This is a genomic window from Streptomyces parvulus (assembly GCF_014648855.1).
Taxonomy (GTDB): domain Bacteria; phylum Actinomycetota; class Actinomycetes; order Streptomycetales; family Streptomycetaceae; genus Streptomyces; species Streptomyces parvulus.
On sequence record NZ_BMRX01000005.1, the window covers coordinates 458701 to 473321 of the forward strand.

Below are 14621 nucleotides of genomic sequence, written 5' to 3' on the forward strand. Positions count from 1 at the left end.
AAGCGGGGCCGCGTCAGCGGATCTCGAGGATCTTCTCCCGCATCGCGTAGACCACGGCTTCCATCCTGGAGTGCAGTTGCAGCTTCTCCAGGATGTTGCGCACGTGGTTCTTCACGGTGTTCTCGGAGATGAACAGCTCTTTCGCGATGTCCCGGTTGTTCATCCCGGTGGCGACGAGCTTGAGCACCTCCAGCTCGCGATCGGTGAGCCGCGGCGCGGGCACCAGCCGGCGCTCGTCCGTCCGCTGGATCATCGACTTGAACTCGGTGAGCAGCTTCGACGCCATGGAGGGGCTGATCTGCGACTGTCCGTCGGCGACCGCGCGGATGGCGGTGGCGACCTCGTCCGTGGAGATCTCCTTGAGGAGGTAACCGGTGGCGCCCGCCTTGATCGCGTCGTAGAGGTCGGCCTCCTCGTCGCTGATCGTCAGCATGATGATCTTCGCGCTGGGAGCGACCTCCTTGATGGAGGTGCAGGCCTCGATGCCGCCTCGCTTGGGCATCCGCACGTCCATCAGGACGATGTCGGGCAGCAGGTCGGCGGCCTTCTCCACGGCCTCGGCGCCGTCTCCGGCCTCGCCGACGACCTGGATGTCCTCCTCGGCCGCGAGCACGATCTCCAGGCCCCGGCGGAAGAGGGCGTGGTCGTCGACTACCAGGACCCTGATCGGCTCCTCGCGTGCCGCGCCCGCACCCGCGTCCGGGGCCGTGCCGACGGCGCCGTCGTCGATCCCGTGGTCGACGCCCGCACCACGCATCGGTCCGAAACTCTCCGCCATCGTTCCTCCCCCTGAAGGCTTCGGCCCGTGGTCAGGAGCCGGCGCCAACCCAGAGCAACGGCCCACCGGTTGGGCCGTGGCCGCCATGATTCCATGTCCGGCGGACAACGGGGCGACAGCGCGGCTCCGAAAGGGGTCGCACACCCTCGCGCACCGTCGCACGCCGGTGCCCCTGGGGGCGCACACGCGCTCCAGGGGCACCGGTCGACAGTCGCCGCGCGGTGGTCAGCCGCCGAGCGCGTCGCCCGCGTCGGGGGCGTGCGCCTGGGTGACCATCGTGTCCGTGGTGAGGTGGATCACGCCGTAGTCGTAGGCGTGCCGCCGGTAGACGACGCTGGGCTCCTTCGTCTCGGAGTCGACGAAGAGGTAGAAGTCGTGCCCGACCAGTTCCATCTCGTAGAGCGCCTGGTCGAGGGACATCGGTGCGGCCACGTGGGTCTTCTCGCGGACGACGAGCGGGCCGTCGCCCTGGACCTCCAGCGAGCCGATCTTCTTGGTGGGTACGCCATCCTGCTTCTCCGTCGGGACGACGTCGCCGTTCCCGTTGAGCGTCGCCGCGCCGGGTACGTGGTCGGCGACCTCGGCCGCCGGGATCCGGCGTGATCCGCGGCGCGAGAAGCGCTTGTCGTGCTGCTTGCGCAGTCGTGCGTCAAGCTTCTCCGCCGCCAGGTCGAGCGCCGCGTACGGGTCGCTCGCCGCTGCCTCCGCCCGGATCACCGGACCGCGGGAGCGGAGTGTGATCTCCACTCGGTCACAGCGGTCGGCCTGCCGGGGGTTCGGCTCCTTGGACACCTCGACGTCGAGGCTGATCACCTTGCCATCGAGCTTCTGGATCTTCTCCAGCTTCAGCTTCTCGGCCACGTGCTTCCGGAACCGCTCGGGCACCTCGGTCTTGCGGCCCTTGACGACGATGTCCACGCAGAACTCCGTTCCCGGATCGCTCCGCTCCGTTGGCGGAGCATCTCCCTTTTGCACCAGGTTCCGGAACACCCCGGAACCTCGGACTCGGTGACGTCCACCTCCTCCCCCGCGGGCGAGATCTCCACTCCCCCGGTGCGGGTGAAGACGGTAAAACCCGCGACAGGGCATTCGGATTTGGGAGGTGTGGCCTGCGCCTTTGCCTCTCCACCGAACATATCTCGCCCGGACGGATGTCGTCACCCTCTACTGCGACGTACCTCCGTTCCAGTGAATTGGACCTCTTATTACCTGCAACGACGTAAGTTCTCAGTCAGTTCCGGTTTATTTTCGAAAGAATCAGGTGAAGCCGCGACCACTGCCGCGCAGATCGCTTCCCGGATCGCGTCACCGCCTCCGTTCGGACCCGCCTTTACCGGCCCGGTCTTCCGTTCCTCTCTGCCTTCCCCCGCCGCCGACGGATACACAGGCGATCTCGCCATCCCGTACGTGTCCGGCCCCCTCCACGACTCAGCCGCGCGCAGGGCCCGTGCCGCCTCGGTCAGGGAGGCCCCCGTCGTCATCAGGTCGTCGACCAGGACGACCGGGCCGCCCCCGCACAGCAGCCGGCCGCCGCCGGGAGCCACGGCGAGGGCCCCGGCGAGGTTGTCCAGCCGCTGCCGGGCGTCGAGGCCCGCCTGGTCGGCCACGGCGTGCCGCTGCCGCAGCAGGGCGGCCACCCGCGCCGGCGTCCCGGTGCGCCGCAGCTCCCCGGCCGCCGCGAGGGCGATGCGCCGGGCCGGGTCGTGCCCGCGTCGGCGCACCGCCCGCCGCGCCGACGGCACGGGCACGAGCAGCACGGGGCCGGGTGATCCGTCCGGTCCGACGACGCCGGATCCCGCCGGTCCGCCGACGCCGGATCCCGCCGCGAGGAGCCCCGCCCGCACCGCCGCCGCCAGCGCCTCGCCGAGCGGCGGTGTGAGGGCCAGGACGCCGCGCTCCTTGTGGGCCAGCAGCGCGGCCCGCACCTCGTCCGCGTACGGCGCTGCCGCGTGCACCGGCGGCAGCCCGGCGGGCTCCGGGTCCGGTCGCACCCGGCGCGGCGGGGTCCCGCTCAGGGCGGTGCGGCACCGCGGGCACAGCACCGCCCGCATCCGGCCGCAGCCGCCGCACTCGGCCGGCAGCACCAGGTCCGTGAGATCTCGCCACCAGCCCCGCAGTCGCCCCATGGCCACCACTGTGCCAAGCCCGCCGGAACCCGGCCAGGCCTGTGGAAAACACCGGCCGGGCGCCTGTGGAAAACCGTCCCGGACGCCTCAGCCCGGATAGACCGGCGCGGTCCCCTCGGTGACCTTCTGCCACTGGAGCCCCGACGGCAGCCGCACGATCAGGTCCTCGGAGTACGCCACGAGCGGCAGCCGCTCGTCCTCGGTGGCGGCGATCTCCTTGACGCCGGTCAGGGCGGCGGGCACCGACGCCTCCGGGGTCGAGCCGTCGACCTGGACGTACCCGATCTGCTGGACGCCGCCGCGCTCGCGTCCGACCACCACGAGCCTGCTGTCGCCGGCCCACGACATGGCCGTGACCTCCTCCAGCTCTGGCGTGGCGGAGCGCAGTTCGAGGACGGTGACCGCCGGCGGTTCGCCCGCCCGCTCCTCGCGTTCGATCCGCCCGATGAGCAGCGAGCGCTCGCCGTCCTTCTCCACGACGAGCGCGATCCGCACCCCGTCCGCCGCCGCCCGCACGGCCTGTACCCGCCCGTCGAGCCCCGGGGTGCGCACCTCCACCGGCTCGCCGGCCCCCTTCTCCAGCAGCAGCAGCCGCGGGTCGGCGGGGTCCCGGTCGGCGATCCACAGGTCGCCCTGCGCGTCCCAGCTGGGCGGGGTCAGCCGGTCGGCCTCCGCCTTGCCCTTGCTGACCAGCACGGGGTCGCCGAGCGAACCGCCCGACACCAGGGAGGCGACGTACAGCGACTTGTTGTCCAGGCCGATACCGGCGGCGCTGTGCTCGTCGCGCGACACCGCCACCGCCCGCAGGGCCTTCTCGCCCTCGCCGAGGGGGCCGGGAACGGGTTCCGCGCGGGTCCCGTTGCTGCCCGCCGCGATCCGCACCAGACGCTGGTCGCCGTCGACGAAGTACAGGTAGTCGGCACGCTGTGCCGAGCCCCGCGCGGCGACCGTCTCCGCGCGGTCCTCGCCGAGCGAGCAGAGCTGCTCGCCGCCCGCGCGCAGCTCGACCTCGTCCACGGCCGGGGTGAGGTTCTGCAGCGTGTACAGGAGCTGGGCGGCCATCTCGTCGCACTGGTCCTGGTCGGCGCGGGCGGCCTTGTCGTTCAACGGGACGGTCAGCTTGCTGCGGTCGTCGGGCGTCAGCGCGCCCGCGTTCTCCGCCAGCGCCGTGCCGGTCGGGAAGCTCGACCTGACCACGGGCCCGAGCAGGCTCGACGGCCCGCCGATCAGGGAGCGCACCACCTGGGTCATGGGGTCCACCCGGCGGCGTACGTACACGGGGTCGGCGACGGCGGCCGGCTGCGGACCGGCGCCCTCGTCGGCAGCCGACCGCACCGTGGTGTTCGAGGCGAAGTAGTACCGGTTGACCGACATGTAGTTGCGCTGGAAGTCCGACTTGCCCATGACGACCCCCTGCGGCAGCTGGTCGATGCGCCACTGGCCGGTCTTGCCGTCCCGGGTCAGGTGCACCGACTGGCGGTAGGCGCCGTCGGCGGGCGCGTACGACTGCTGGGCGTCCACCGTGGCCACCTTGGCGCCCGTCAGGGTCACCGAGTAGTCGTTGGCCTCCTCGCGGCTGCCGGAGTGGTCGGACTCGGTGCCGGGCCCGCCGGCGAGCACGGTCGCCGAGTCGTCCGGCCGCCAGCTCTTCGCGGCGTCTCCGGTGAGGTACTTGCGCGCCGTCTCGTAGTGCGGGTCGTCGCTGGTCAGGGCCTCGAGGAAGCCCTGCACGATGTCGGAGGGCGGCGCGTCCTCGCGCGGCGGCATCGCGAACACCCGTACCTGCGGGTCCTGCCGCGGCGTGGACTCCACCCCGCGCAGGTCCCCGCTGTCCGGCATGGCCGCACACCCCGCCAGCAGTACGACGCCCCCGACGGTGTACGCCACCACGCGTGCCGGCCTGCGCCGACCGCCTCCCCCGCGGTCAGCGCCCACGAGATGCCTCCCCTTGCCTGCTTGGATCCTCCGGACCGGTGTCCCGGCGGCCGAGCCCCTCGGCGGGGCCGCCGTCCGGTCTGCGGGCGCCCGACACGGGCCTGGGCACCACGCGCGCGCCGTTGCCGGGCAGGGCCGTCGGGTCGGCCGTGGGGGCCGTCATCGACGACCTCGGCGGTATCGGTCCCCGCGCGGGCACCTGCGACGCCTGTCCGGCCGTCGCCTGCGCCGGGACACCGACCGCCCTGTCCACGCCGTGCGAAGCCACCCGTTGCCCGCCGGTCTCGTCGAGACCGGCGTCCTGCAGCCCGCGGTTGCGCCGCGAGTCCGCCGGCTCCAGCGGTATCGGCGAACCCCGCAGCGGCTCGTCCGCGGTCCTGGGCAGCGTCAGCCGGAACTGCGAGCCACCGCCCGGCTCACCCCACGCCTGCAGCCAGCCGCCGTGCAGCCGCGCGTCCTCCAGGGCGATCGACAGCCCCAGTCCCGTACCGCCGGTGGTACGCGCGCGTGCCGGGTCGGCCCGCCAGAAGCGGCTGAACACCCGCGTGGCCTCGCCGGGCTTGAGTCCGACGCCGTAGTCCCGCACGCCGACGGCGACCGCCCCGCCGGCCGCGGCGAGCTTGACGACGACGTCCCGCCCCTCGCCGTGCTCGACGGCGTTGACGACGAGGTTGCGCAGCACGCGCTCGACCCGTCGGGCGTCCGCCTCGGCGACGACGGGCTGCTGGTCGCCGACGACGCTGATCCGCGTGCCCTTGCGCTCGGCGAGCGGCTCGGCGCCGCTGACGACCCGCCGCACGACCACCCTGAGGTCTATCGGCTCGGCCTCCAGGGCGGCGGCGCCCGCGTCGAAGCGGCTGATCTCCAGCAGGTCGGCGAGCAGCGTCTCGAACCGGTCCAGCTGGTCGGCGAGGAGTTCCGCCGACCGCGCGGTGACGGGATCGAAGTCCACGCGCGCGTCATGGATGACGTCGGCGGCCATCCGCACGGTCGTCAGCGGCGTGCGCAGCTCGTGCGACACGTCGGACACGAACCGCCGCTGCATCCGCGACAGGTCCTCCAGCTGACTGATCTTGAGCTGGAGGTTCTGCGCCATCTTGTTGAAGGCCTCGCCGAGCCGCGCGATGTCGTCCTCGCCGGTGACCTTCATCCGTTCCTGGAGCCGCCCCGCGGACAGCCGCTCGGCGATGCTCGCCGCCATCCGCACCGGCGTGACGACCTGCCGCACCACCAGCCACGCGATGGCCCCGAGCAGCGCCACGACGAAGAGCCCCGCGGTCGCCAGGGTGCCTCTGACCAGGCTGAGGGACTTCTCCTCCTGGGTGAGCGGGAAGAGGTAGTAGAGCTGGTACGGCTCGCCGTTGGGGTCGTTGACCTGCTTGCCGATGACCAGTCCGGGCTGGGACGCCTGGTCGGAGTTGTAGACGATCCGGGTGTAGCTCTGGGCCGCCGCGGTGCCGCCGTCGATCCGCTCGCGCAGGTCCTCGGGGACGCTGACCGCCCAGTCGACCGAGCCGGACGCGCGCGGGCCGCGTCCGCTGCCGCTCTCCCCGCCCATGGGGAGCGTGACCACGTCGAAGGCGCCCTGGCCACCGCTGGAGAGCGACTTCACGAGTTCGCTCATCCACTGGATGACGTTCTGCGAGGGCCGCCCGTCCGCGGGGGTGCTGTCGTCGCCGTCGGCGCCCGCGGCCTCCTCGGCCTTCTGCTTGGCCGCCGTGAACCCGCCGGTGGCCTGGCTCTGGGAGGCCTTGACCTTGGCATCCAGCAGTCCGTTGCGGACCTGTCCGATCACCACGAAGCCGAGCAGGAGCACCACGCCCAGCGACATCAGCAGTGTGGTGACGACGACCTTGAGCTGGATGTTGCGCCGCCACAGCCGCATGACCGGCAGCAGCGGGCGCCGCACCCAGCGCATGAAGAGCCGGAGCACCGGGCTGCCCTGCACCCCGCCGTGCAGCAGCCCGCCCTCCAGCAGACGGCCGAAGCGCGAACCGGCGGGAGGGGGGCCGACAGGCCGTCCGGCGCGGGCCTCGGACCCGGGCGCCGAAGCGGCACTGTCCCTGGTCATGTCAGCTCGGTCCGGCCTTGTAGCCGACGCCGCGGACGGTCACCACGATCTCGGGCTTCTCCGGGTCCTTCTCGACCTTGGAGCGCAGCCGCTGCACATGCACGTTGACCAGCCGGGTGTCGGCGGCGTGCCGGTAGCCCCAGACCTGCTCCAGGAGCACCTCGCGCGTGAAGACCTGCCACGGCTTGCGGGCCAGCGCCACCAGCAGGTCGAACTCCAGCGGCGTCAGCGCGATGGACTGCCCCTCCCGCTTCACGGAGTGACCGGCCACGTCGATGACCAGGTCGCCTATGGCGAGCTGCTCCGGGGCCGGCTCCTCCGACCGCCTGAGCCGCGCCCTGATACGGGCCACCAGCTCCTTCGGCTTGAACGGCTTCACGATGTAGTCGTCGGCGCCCGACTCGAGACCGACCACGACGTCGACGGTGTCGCTCTTCGCCGTCAGCATCACGATCGGCACGCCCGACTCCGCCCTGATCAGGCGGCACACCTCGATGCCGTCCCGGCCGGGCAGCATCAGGTCGAGCAGCACCAGATCGGGCTTGCTCTCCCGGAAGGCGGCCAGCGCCTTGTCGCCGTCGGCTACGAAAGACGGCTCAAAACCCTCACCACGCAGCACAATGCCGAGCATCTCGGCCAGTGCGGTGTCGTCGTCGACGACAAGGACTCGTCCCTTCATAAACGACATCATCCCATTAGCTAATCGTTACCTGGCGTGACCTGGCACACAGCTCGGCGAGGGCCTCGCTCGTCACGGGTGAGACCACGCCCTCCTCGGTGACGATCGCCGTCACCAGCTCGGGCGGGGTCACGTCGAACGCCGGGTTGTACGCCTGGGTCCCCAGGGGTGCCACCGGTATCCCGCCTCCCGCTCCCGCCACCTGAGGCGCTGTGACCTCGGTCACTTCATATCCGGGACGCTGCTCCACCTCGATGGACGCCCCGTCCGGGGTGTGCGGGTCCACCGTCGTGACCGGCGCCACCACGATGAACGGTACGTGGTGATAGCGAGCGAGCACGGCGAGCGGGTAGCTCCCGACCTTGTTCGCCACCGAACCGTCGGCCGCTATGCGGTCCGCGCCGACCAGTACGGCGTCCACCTCGCCCGCCGCGAAGAGCGAACCGGCCGCGCTGTCGGTGAGCAGGGTGTACGCCATGTCGTTGCGAGCCGCCTCGTATGCCGTCAGGCGAGCACCTTGCAGCAAGGGACGCGTTTCGTCCACCCACAGGCGCCGCAGCCGGCCCTCCCGGTGCGCCGCGAGCGCCACCGCGAAGGCGGTGCCCTCCCCGCCCGACACCAGCGAGCCGGAGTTGCAGTGCGTGAGGACGCGGTGCCCGCCGGCCGGCAGCAGCTCGTCGAGGAGCGCCAGCCCGTGCGCGGCCATCCGCGCGCTGGCCCGGGCGTCCTCCTCGTGCACCGCCCGCGCCGCCGCCAGCGCGGCCGAGGCGGCCTGTCCGGCGTCGCCGCTCCTGGCGAGCGCCTCCTGGTGGGCGGCCTGCGCCCGGCGCACCCCGACGGCGAGGTTCACCGCGGTGGGCCGGGCCCCGGCAAGCGCCGCCGCGGCCTCCTCCACCTCGAAGCCCCGCACCGCGGCGAGCGCGACACCGTAGGCGCCCGCGACGCCCAGCAGCGGCGCACCGCGCACGGCGAGCGAACGGATGGCCTCGACGAGCCCGGCCGGGTCCGTGCAGACCAGCTCGACCTCCTCGGTCGGCAGCCTGGTCTGGTCCAGCAGGACCAGCACCGGGCCCTCGGGGGGTTCCTCCCAGCGGAGCACCGGGATCTCGGTCGGCCGCTTGTCCTCGCCGCTTCGCGCGTCCTGATCAGCCATGCGGTCAGTCTGCCCCCTATCCGGCGGACAATTGAAGGTGTGCAGCCCATACCGCGCCCGGTCCGCGGCCGGGCACCCCATGGCACGATGGCTGCCAACCTGCCGCCGCGACCGCGGACGGGCACCGTGAAGGAGCGACGATGAACGACACTCCGGGCTGGGCCTCGCCCGGATCCGCCCCGTCCGACGGGCGGGAGCCCGGCGCGTCCGGCCCCGCCGAGCCCGCCGACCGCCCCGCAGGCCCCGACCAGCCCGCGCCCCCCGCGGACCAGCCGGGCGCGGACCCCACGGGCCCCGGCACGAAGTGGTCCAAGGAGCAGCCGCCCCCCGGCCAGTGGTCCGCCCCCTCCGGCCCCTCCGTCCCGGGCCAGACCCCGCCGCCCCCGCCTCCCGGCCCGGGCTGGGGCGCCCCGCCCCCCGGCCCGCCCGGCGGTTACGGCGGCCAGGGCGGCGGCTACGGCGCCCCCGGGGGACCCGGCGGCTGGGGAGGCGGCTGGGGAGGCCCGCCGCCCGCGGCCAAGCCCGGCGTGATCCCGCTCCGCCCGCTCGGCGTCGGCGAGATCCTCGACGGCGCGGTCTCCACCATGCGCACCTACTGGCGCACGGTCCTCGGCATCTCCCTGACGGTCGCCGTCTTCACGGAGATCATCGTCGTGCTGCTCCAAGGCCTCGTCCTGGACAACAGCGGCACCGAGGCCCTCAACGACCCCGACGCGTCCCTGAGCGAACTCGGCGACGCCCTCACCGAGACCTCGATCAACTCGGGCGCCGTCTTCCTGATCTCCCTGATCGGCACCGTGCTGGCCACCGCCCTGCTCACGACCGTCACCAGCCGCGCCGTCCTGGGCCGCCCGGTGACCGCCGGCGAGGCCTGGCGCGACGCGCGCCCCCAGGTGCTCAAGCTGTTCGGCCTGATCGTCCTGCTGCTGCTCATCGTCGCGGGCATCGTCCTGGCCGGCATGGCGCCCGGTCTCCTCGTGACGGCCACCGCCGGCGGTGGAGCCGGTGTGGCCCTGACCGTCCTCGGCTTCCTCGCGGCCGGAGTCGTCGCTGTGTGGCTGATGGTCCGCTTCTCGCTGGCCTCCCCGGCGCTGATGCTGGAGAAGCAGGGCATCAAGAAGGCGCTGAGCCGATCCGTGAAGCTGGTGCGCGGCTCCTGGTGGCGGGTCTTCGGCATCCAGCTGCTCGCCACGATCATCGCCAACGTCGTCGCGTCGATCATCGTCATCCCCTTCGCCTTCCTCGCCGCCGCGGTCGGCGGGGACGGCGTCAGCGGCTTCCTGGAGGGCACCGGGGACGTCGGCTGGACGTTCCTCGTCGTCAGCGGCATCGGTTCGGTGATCGGCTCCATGATCACCTTCCCGATCACCGCGGGCGTCGCCGTACTGCTCTACATCGACCAGCGCATCCGCCGCGAGGCACTCGACCTCGAACTGGCCCGCGCCGCGGGCACCCAGGGCACCGGCGCCCCCGGCGCCGTCCCGGGGAGCTGACGGGGTGGGACCGGCGGGGGGAGTTCTCACAGAGGTGCTGGCGCACACCACGGTACGAACGCTGTCGCACACCGGTGACGGCGTCATGGCGGCGCTGCGCGCGTCCGGCGACGAGCCACCGGTGACGATCCCGCGCGACCCCGCGCGGGAGGCCGCCCGACGCGAGCTGTCCAAGGGCATGTACCACGAGAACGACCCCGGCTGGTTCCAACGGGCCCTGGACACCTTCTGGGAGTGGATCGACGAGCTGTTCAGCAGGGCGTCGACGGCGACGCCCGGCGGAGCGCTCGGCCTGGTCGTCGTCATCGCGGCCGTACTGGCGGTGCTGGGCGCCCTCTGGTGGCGCCTGGGCACCCCGCGGCGCGGTCCGGCCTCCGCTCCCGCCCTGTTCGACGACCGCCCCCGCAGCGCCGCCGACCACCGCGCCGCCGCCCAGGCACACGCCGCCCAGGGCCACTGGAACCAGGCCGTCCAGGAGCGCATGCGAGCCGTCGTCCGCGCCCTGGAGGAACGCGCCCTGCTCGACGTGCGGCCCGGCCGCACCGCCGACGAGGCGGCCACCGAGGCCGGCCTCGCCCTCCCCGCCCACGGCAGCCGACTGCGGGCGGCCGCCCGGGACTTCGACGACGTCACGTACGGCGGGCGCCCCGGCACCGAGCAAGTGTACCGGCGCCTCACCGAACTCGACCACGACCTGGACCGCAGCAAGCCGCACCTGGCGGGCAGCACGCCCGGTAGCGGTGGAGGCGGCACGGAGACCCGCCGGGGAGCCGCCGGATGACCACCGAGGCCACCCTCCCCACCACCTCGGCCTCGCCCACCGCCCGCCAGATCTGGACCCGCGGGCGGGGCGTCGCCCTCGCCCTCGTCCTGCTGCTCGCCGGTGCCGTGGCCATCGCCGTCGTCCGCTCCGGGGACCACCACGGCGAACTCGACCCGCGCTCCGCCGACCCCGCCGGCAGCCGCGCGGTCGCCGAACTCCTGGCCGAGCGGGGGGTCTCCACGCGCGTGGTCACCACCCTGGACGCCGCCCGCGCCGCGACCGGCCCGGACACCACCCTGCTGGTCGCCGCCCCCGACCTCCTGACGGAGCGACAGCAGACGCGGCTGCACGCCACGGTCGCCGGCTCCGGCGGCCGCACCGTCCTCGTGGCCCCCGGCGGCCGCGCCGTGGAACGCCTCGTCCCCGGCGTCACCGCCGACCCCGCGCTCAGCTTCGACTCGACGCTGGCCCCCGCCTGCGACCTGCCCGCGGCCCGGCGCGCGGGCACCGCCGACACGGGCGGCCTGCGCTACAGCACCCACCTCGCGGCCGACACCTGCTACCCCAGCCGGCGCCTGGCCACGCTGCTCCGCGTCCCCGACACGTCCGCGGAGGGCACCCCGGGCGACACCGTCGTCCTCGGCGCCCGCGACATCCTCGTCAACGACCGCCTCGACGACCACGGCAACGCCTCGCTCGCCCTGCAACTCCTCGGCTCCCGCGACCATCTGGTCTGGTACCTCCCCTCGCTCTCCGACGTCCCCGACCCGGACGAGGAGCGCGGCTTCTTCGACCTGCTCCCCTCCGGCTGGCTCTGGGGCACCCTGCAGCTCTTCATGGCCGCCGCCCTCGCCGCCCTGTGGCGGGCACGCCGGCTCGGCCCCCTGGTGCCCGAGAAACTCCCCGTCGCGATCCGCGCCTCCGAGACCGTGGAGGGCCGCGCCCGCCTCTACCGCAAGGCGAACGCCCGCGACCGCGCGGCCACCGCTCTTCGCTCCGCCACCCGCACCCGCCTCGCCCCCCTCGTAGGCGTCCCCGTCACCCGGGCGCACACGCCCGAGACCCTGCTCCCCGCGCTCTCCGCCCACCTCCACGGCGACGGACAGCCCCTGCACAGCCTCCTCTTCGGCCCGCCGCCCGGCGACGACGCGGCCCTGATCGCCCTCGCCGACCAACTCGACGCCCTCGAAAGTGAGGTACGCCGTCCATGATGGACCCGACCACTGACAACGCCGGGCAGAGCGCGGACCCGGGCAACGCCCGCACCGCCCTCGAAGCCCTGCGCGCCGAGATCGCCAAGGCCGTGGTCGGCCAGGACGCCGCCGTGACCGGTCTCGTCGTCGCGCTCCTGTGCCGCGGCCACGTCCTCCTCGAAGGCGTCCCCGGAGTCGCCAAGACCCTCCTCGTCCGCGCCCTCGCCGCCGCCACGGAACTCGACGCCAAGCGCGTCCAGTTCACCCCCGACCTGATGCCGAGCGACGTCACCGGCTCCCTGGTCTACGACGCCCGCACCGCCGAGTTCTCCTTCCAGCCCGGCCCGGCCTTCACCAACCTGCTGCTCGCCGACGAGATCAACCGCACGCCCCCGAAGACCCAGTCGTCCCTCCTCGAAGCCATGGAGGAACGCCAGGTCACGGTCGACGGCACGCCCCGCCCGCTCCCCGAGCCCTTCCTGGTCGCGGCCACCCAGAACCCCGTGGAGTACGAGGGCACCTACCCCCTCCCGGAAGCCCAGCTGGACCGCTTCCTCCTCAAGCTCACCGTCCCCCTCCCGTCCCGCCAAGACGAGATCGACGTCCTCACCCGGCACGCCGCCGGCTTCGACCCGCGCGACCTGCACGCCGCGGGCGTACGCCCCGTGGCGAACGCCGCCGACCTCGACGCCGCCCGCGCCGAGGTCGCCAAGACGACCGTCTCCCCGGAGATCACCGCCTACGTCGTCGACATCTGCCGGGCGACCCGCGACTCGCCGTCCCTCACCCTCGGCGTCTCCCCGCGCGGAGCCACGGCACTGCTCTCGACCTCCCGCGCGTGGGCCTGGCTCACCGGCCGCGACTACGTCACCCCGGACGACGTGAAAGCCCTGGCCCTCCCCACCCTCCGCCACCGCGTCCAACTGCGCCCGGAGGCCGAGATGGAGGGCGTGAGCACGGACTCCGTCATCAACGCGATCCTCGCCCACGTCCCCGTCCCCCGCTGATGGCACTCACCGGACGCGCCGCGCTCATCGCGGCCCTCGGCTCCGTCCCGATCGGCATCTGGGACCCCAGCTGGACGGGCATCCTCGCCGTCAACGCCCCGCTCGCGGCCGCCTGCGCCTGCGACTTCGCGCTGGCGGCACCCGTACGTCGCCTGCTCCTCACCCGTTCCGGCGACACGTCCACACGCCTGGGTGACACCGCGGACGTCACATTGACGATCACCAACCCTTCGCCCCGCCCGCTGAGGGCCCGCCTGCGCGACGCCTGGCCGCCCAGCAGCTGGCAGTCCGGCACCGAGGTCGCGGCCTCCCGCCACAGCCTCACGGTGCCCGCCGGAGAACGCCGGCGGACGACCACCCGCCTGCGGCCCACCCGTCGCGGCGACCGCCACGCGGACCGCGTCACCATCCGCTCCTACGGCCCCCTTGGCCTCCTCACCCGCCAGGGCACCCACCAGGTCCCCTGGACGGTACGCGTCCTGCCCCCGTTCACCAGCCGCAAGCACCTCCCCTCCAAGCTGTCCCGCCTCCGCGAGCTCGACGGCCGCACCAGCGTCCTCACGCGCGGTGAGGGCACGGAGTTCGACAGTTTGCGCGAGTACGTCCCCGGCGACGACACCCGTTCCATCGACTGGCGGGCCACGGCCAGGCAGTCCTCCGTCGCCGTACGCACCTGGCGCCCGGAACGCGACCGCCACCTCCTGCTCGTCCTGGACACCGGCCGCACCTCGGCCGGCCGCGTCGACGACGCCCCCCGCCTCGACGCCGCCATGGACGCGGCCCTGCTCCTGGCAGCCCTGGCCTCCCGCGCCGGTGACCGGGTCGATCTCCTCGCCTACGACCGCCGTACACGAGCGCTCGTGCAGGGCCGTACCGCGGGCGATGTCCTCCCGTCCCTGGTCAACGCCATGGCGAACCTCGAACCCGAACTGCTGGAGACCGACGCCCGCGGCCTCACCGCCACGGCGCTCCGCTCGGCCCCTCGGCGCTCCCTGATCGTTCTCTTCACGACTCTGGACGCGGCTCCGATCGAGGAGGGGCTGCTACCGGTCCTGCCGCAACTGACCCAGCGGCACACGGTCCTCCTGGCCTCGGTGGCCGACCCGCACGTCGCCAGAATGGCCGGATCCCGCGGCCATACGGACGCCGTGTACGAGGCCGCGGCGGCCGCACAGGCGCAGACCGAACGCCGCCGCACCGCCGACCAGCTCCGCCGTCACGGCGTCACGGTCGTGGACGCCACCCCTGACGACCTCCCGCCGGCTCTCGCTGACGCATATCTGGAACTGAAAGCGGCAGGACGCCTGTAAAAGACGAAAGGTGGGGTGCCATGGCACCCCACCTGCAATTCCCTCAAACGCAAAAAAGCCCCGCACCGTTCCCGGTGCGGGGCTTTCTTCGCAATGATTGTTCGGCGGCGTCC

11 protein-coding genes and 1 pseudogene are annotated in these 14621 nt (G+C 73.3%); 5 read left to right on the forward strand and 7 right to left on the reverse strand.

The genetic code is table 11. The annotated features are described in order from the left end of the window. Positions 1-13 precede the first annotated feature (13 nt). The 7 genes and pseudogenes from IE108_RS12120 to mtnA form a co-directional block, all read right to left on the reverse strand. Positions 14-778: a response regulator gene (locus IE108_RS12120; protein ID WP_064728206.1), complete on the reverse strand. Its 765-nt coding sequence runs from the start codon at positions 776-778 to the stop codon at positions 14-16. Between the two features lie 225 nt (positions 779-1003). After that, complete coding sequence (gene hpf / locus IE108_RS12125) at positions 1004-1696, reverse strand: ribosome hibernation-promoting factor, HPF/YfiA family (protein ID WP_064728207.1); 693 nt, start codon at positions 1694-1696, stop codon at positions 1004-1006. 313 nt (positions 1697-2009) lie between these two features. Then, positions 2010-2895: pseudogene (locus IE108_RS12130) on the reverse strand (ComF family protein). A gap of 96 nt (positions 2896-2991) precedes the next feature. Next, positions 2992-4839, reverse strand: coding sequence for an LpqB family beta-propeller domain-containing protein (locus IE108_RS12135; protein WP_064728209.1), 1848 nt, complete (start codon positions 4837-4839; stop codon positions 2992-2994). Next, positions 4829-6910 (reverse strand): MtrAB system histidine kinase MtrB, encoded by a 2082-nt coding sequence (gene mtrB / locus IE108_RS12140; RefSeq protein WP_064728210.1) that lies wholly within the window; start codon positions 6908-6910, stop codon positions 4829-4831. The genes IE108_RS12135 and mtrB overlap by 11 nt, the downstream gene beginning before the upstream one ends. Position 6911: 1 nt before the next feature. Further along, entirely contained in the window at positions 6912-7601 is a 690-nt protein-coding gene (mtrA, locus tag IE108_RS12145) for a two-component system response regulator MtrA (protein ID WP_189397631.1), read from the reverse strand. A 4-nt stretch (positions 7602-7605) separates the two neighbouring features. Further along, positions 7606-8742, reverse strand: a complete 1137-nt coding sequence (gene mtnA, locus IE108_RS12150; RefSeq protein WP_064728212.1) for an S-methyl-5-thioribose-1-phosphate isomerase — start codon at positions 8740-8742, stop codon at positions 7606-7608. Positions 8743-8882: 140 nt separating this feature from the next. On the opposite strand from mtnA, the gene IE108_RS12155 reads away from it, so the two are divergent. From IE108_RS12155 to IE108_RS12175, 5 genes are read left to right on the forward strand one after another with little or no spacing between them, the layout of a single operon-like run. Beyond that, positions 8883-10235 carry a DUF7847 domain-containing protein gene (locus tag IE108_RS12155; protein ID WP_064728213.1) on the forward strand — a complete coding sequence of 451 codons (1353 nt, stop codon included), beginning with the start codon at positions 8883-8885 and terminating at the stop codon, positions 10233-10235. 34 nt (positions 10236-10269) lie between these two features. Further along, positions 10270-11016, forward strand: coding sequence for a DUF4129 domain-containing protein (locus IE108_RS12160; protein ID WP_373296958.1), 747 nt, complete (start codon positions 10270-10272; stop codon positions 11014-11016). After that, entirely contained in the window at positions 11013-12209 is a 1197-nt protein-coding gene (locus IE108_RS12165) for a DUF4350 domain-containing protein (RefSeq protein WP_064728214.1), read from the forward strand. Before IE108_RS12160 ends, IE108_RS12165 begins: the two co-directional genes overlap by 4 nt. Next, entirely contained in the window at positions 12209-13198 is a 990-nt protein-coding gene (locus IE108_RS12170; RefSeq protein ID WP_079163526.1) for an AAA family ATPase, read from the forward strand. The genes IE108_RS12165 and IE108_RS12170 overlap by 1 nt, the downstream gene beginning before the upstream one ends. Then, positions 13198-14508, forward strand: coding sequence for a DUF58 domain-containing protein (locus tag IE108_RS12175; protein ID WP_064728216.1), 1311 nt, complete (start codon positions 13198-13200; stop codon positions 14506-14508). The genes IE108_RS12170 and IE108_RS12175 overlap by 1 nt, the downstream gene beginning before the upstream one ends. The last annotated feature ends 113 nt before the right edge of the window (positions 14509-14621 follow it).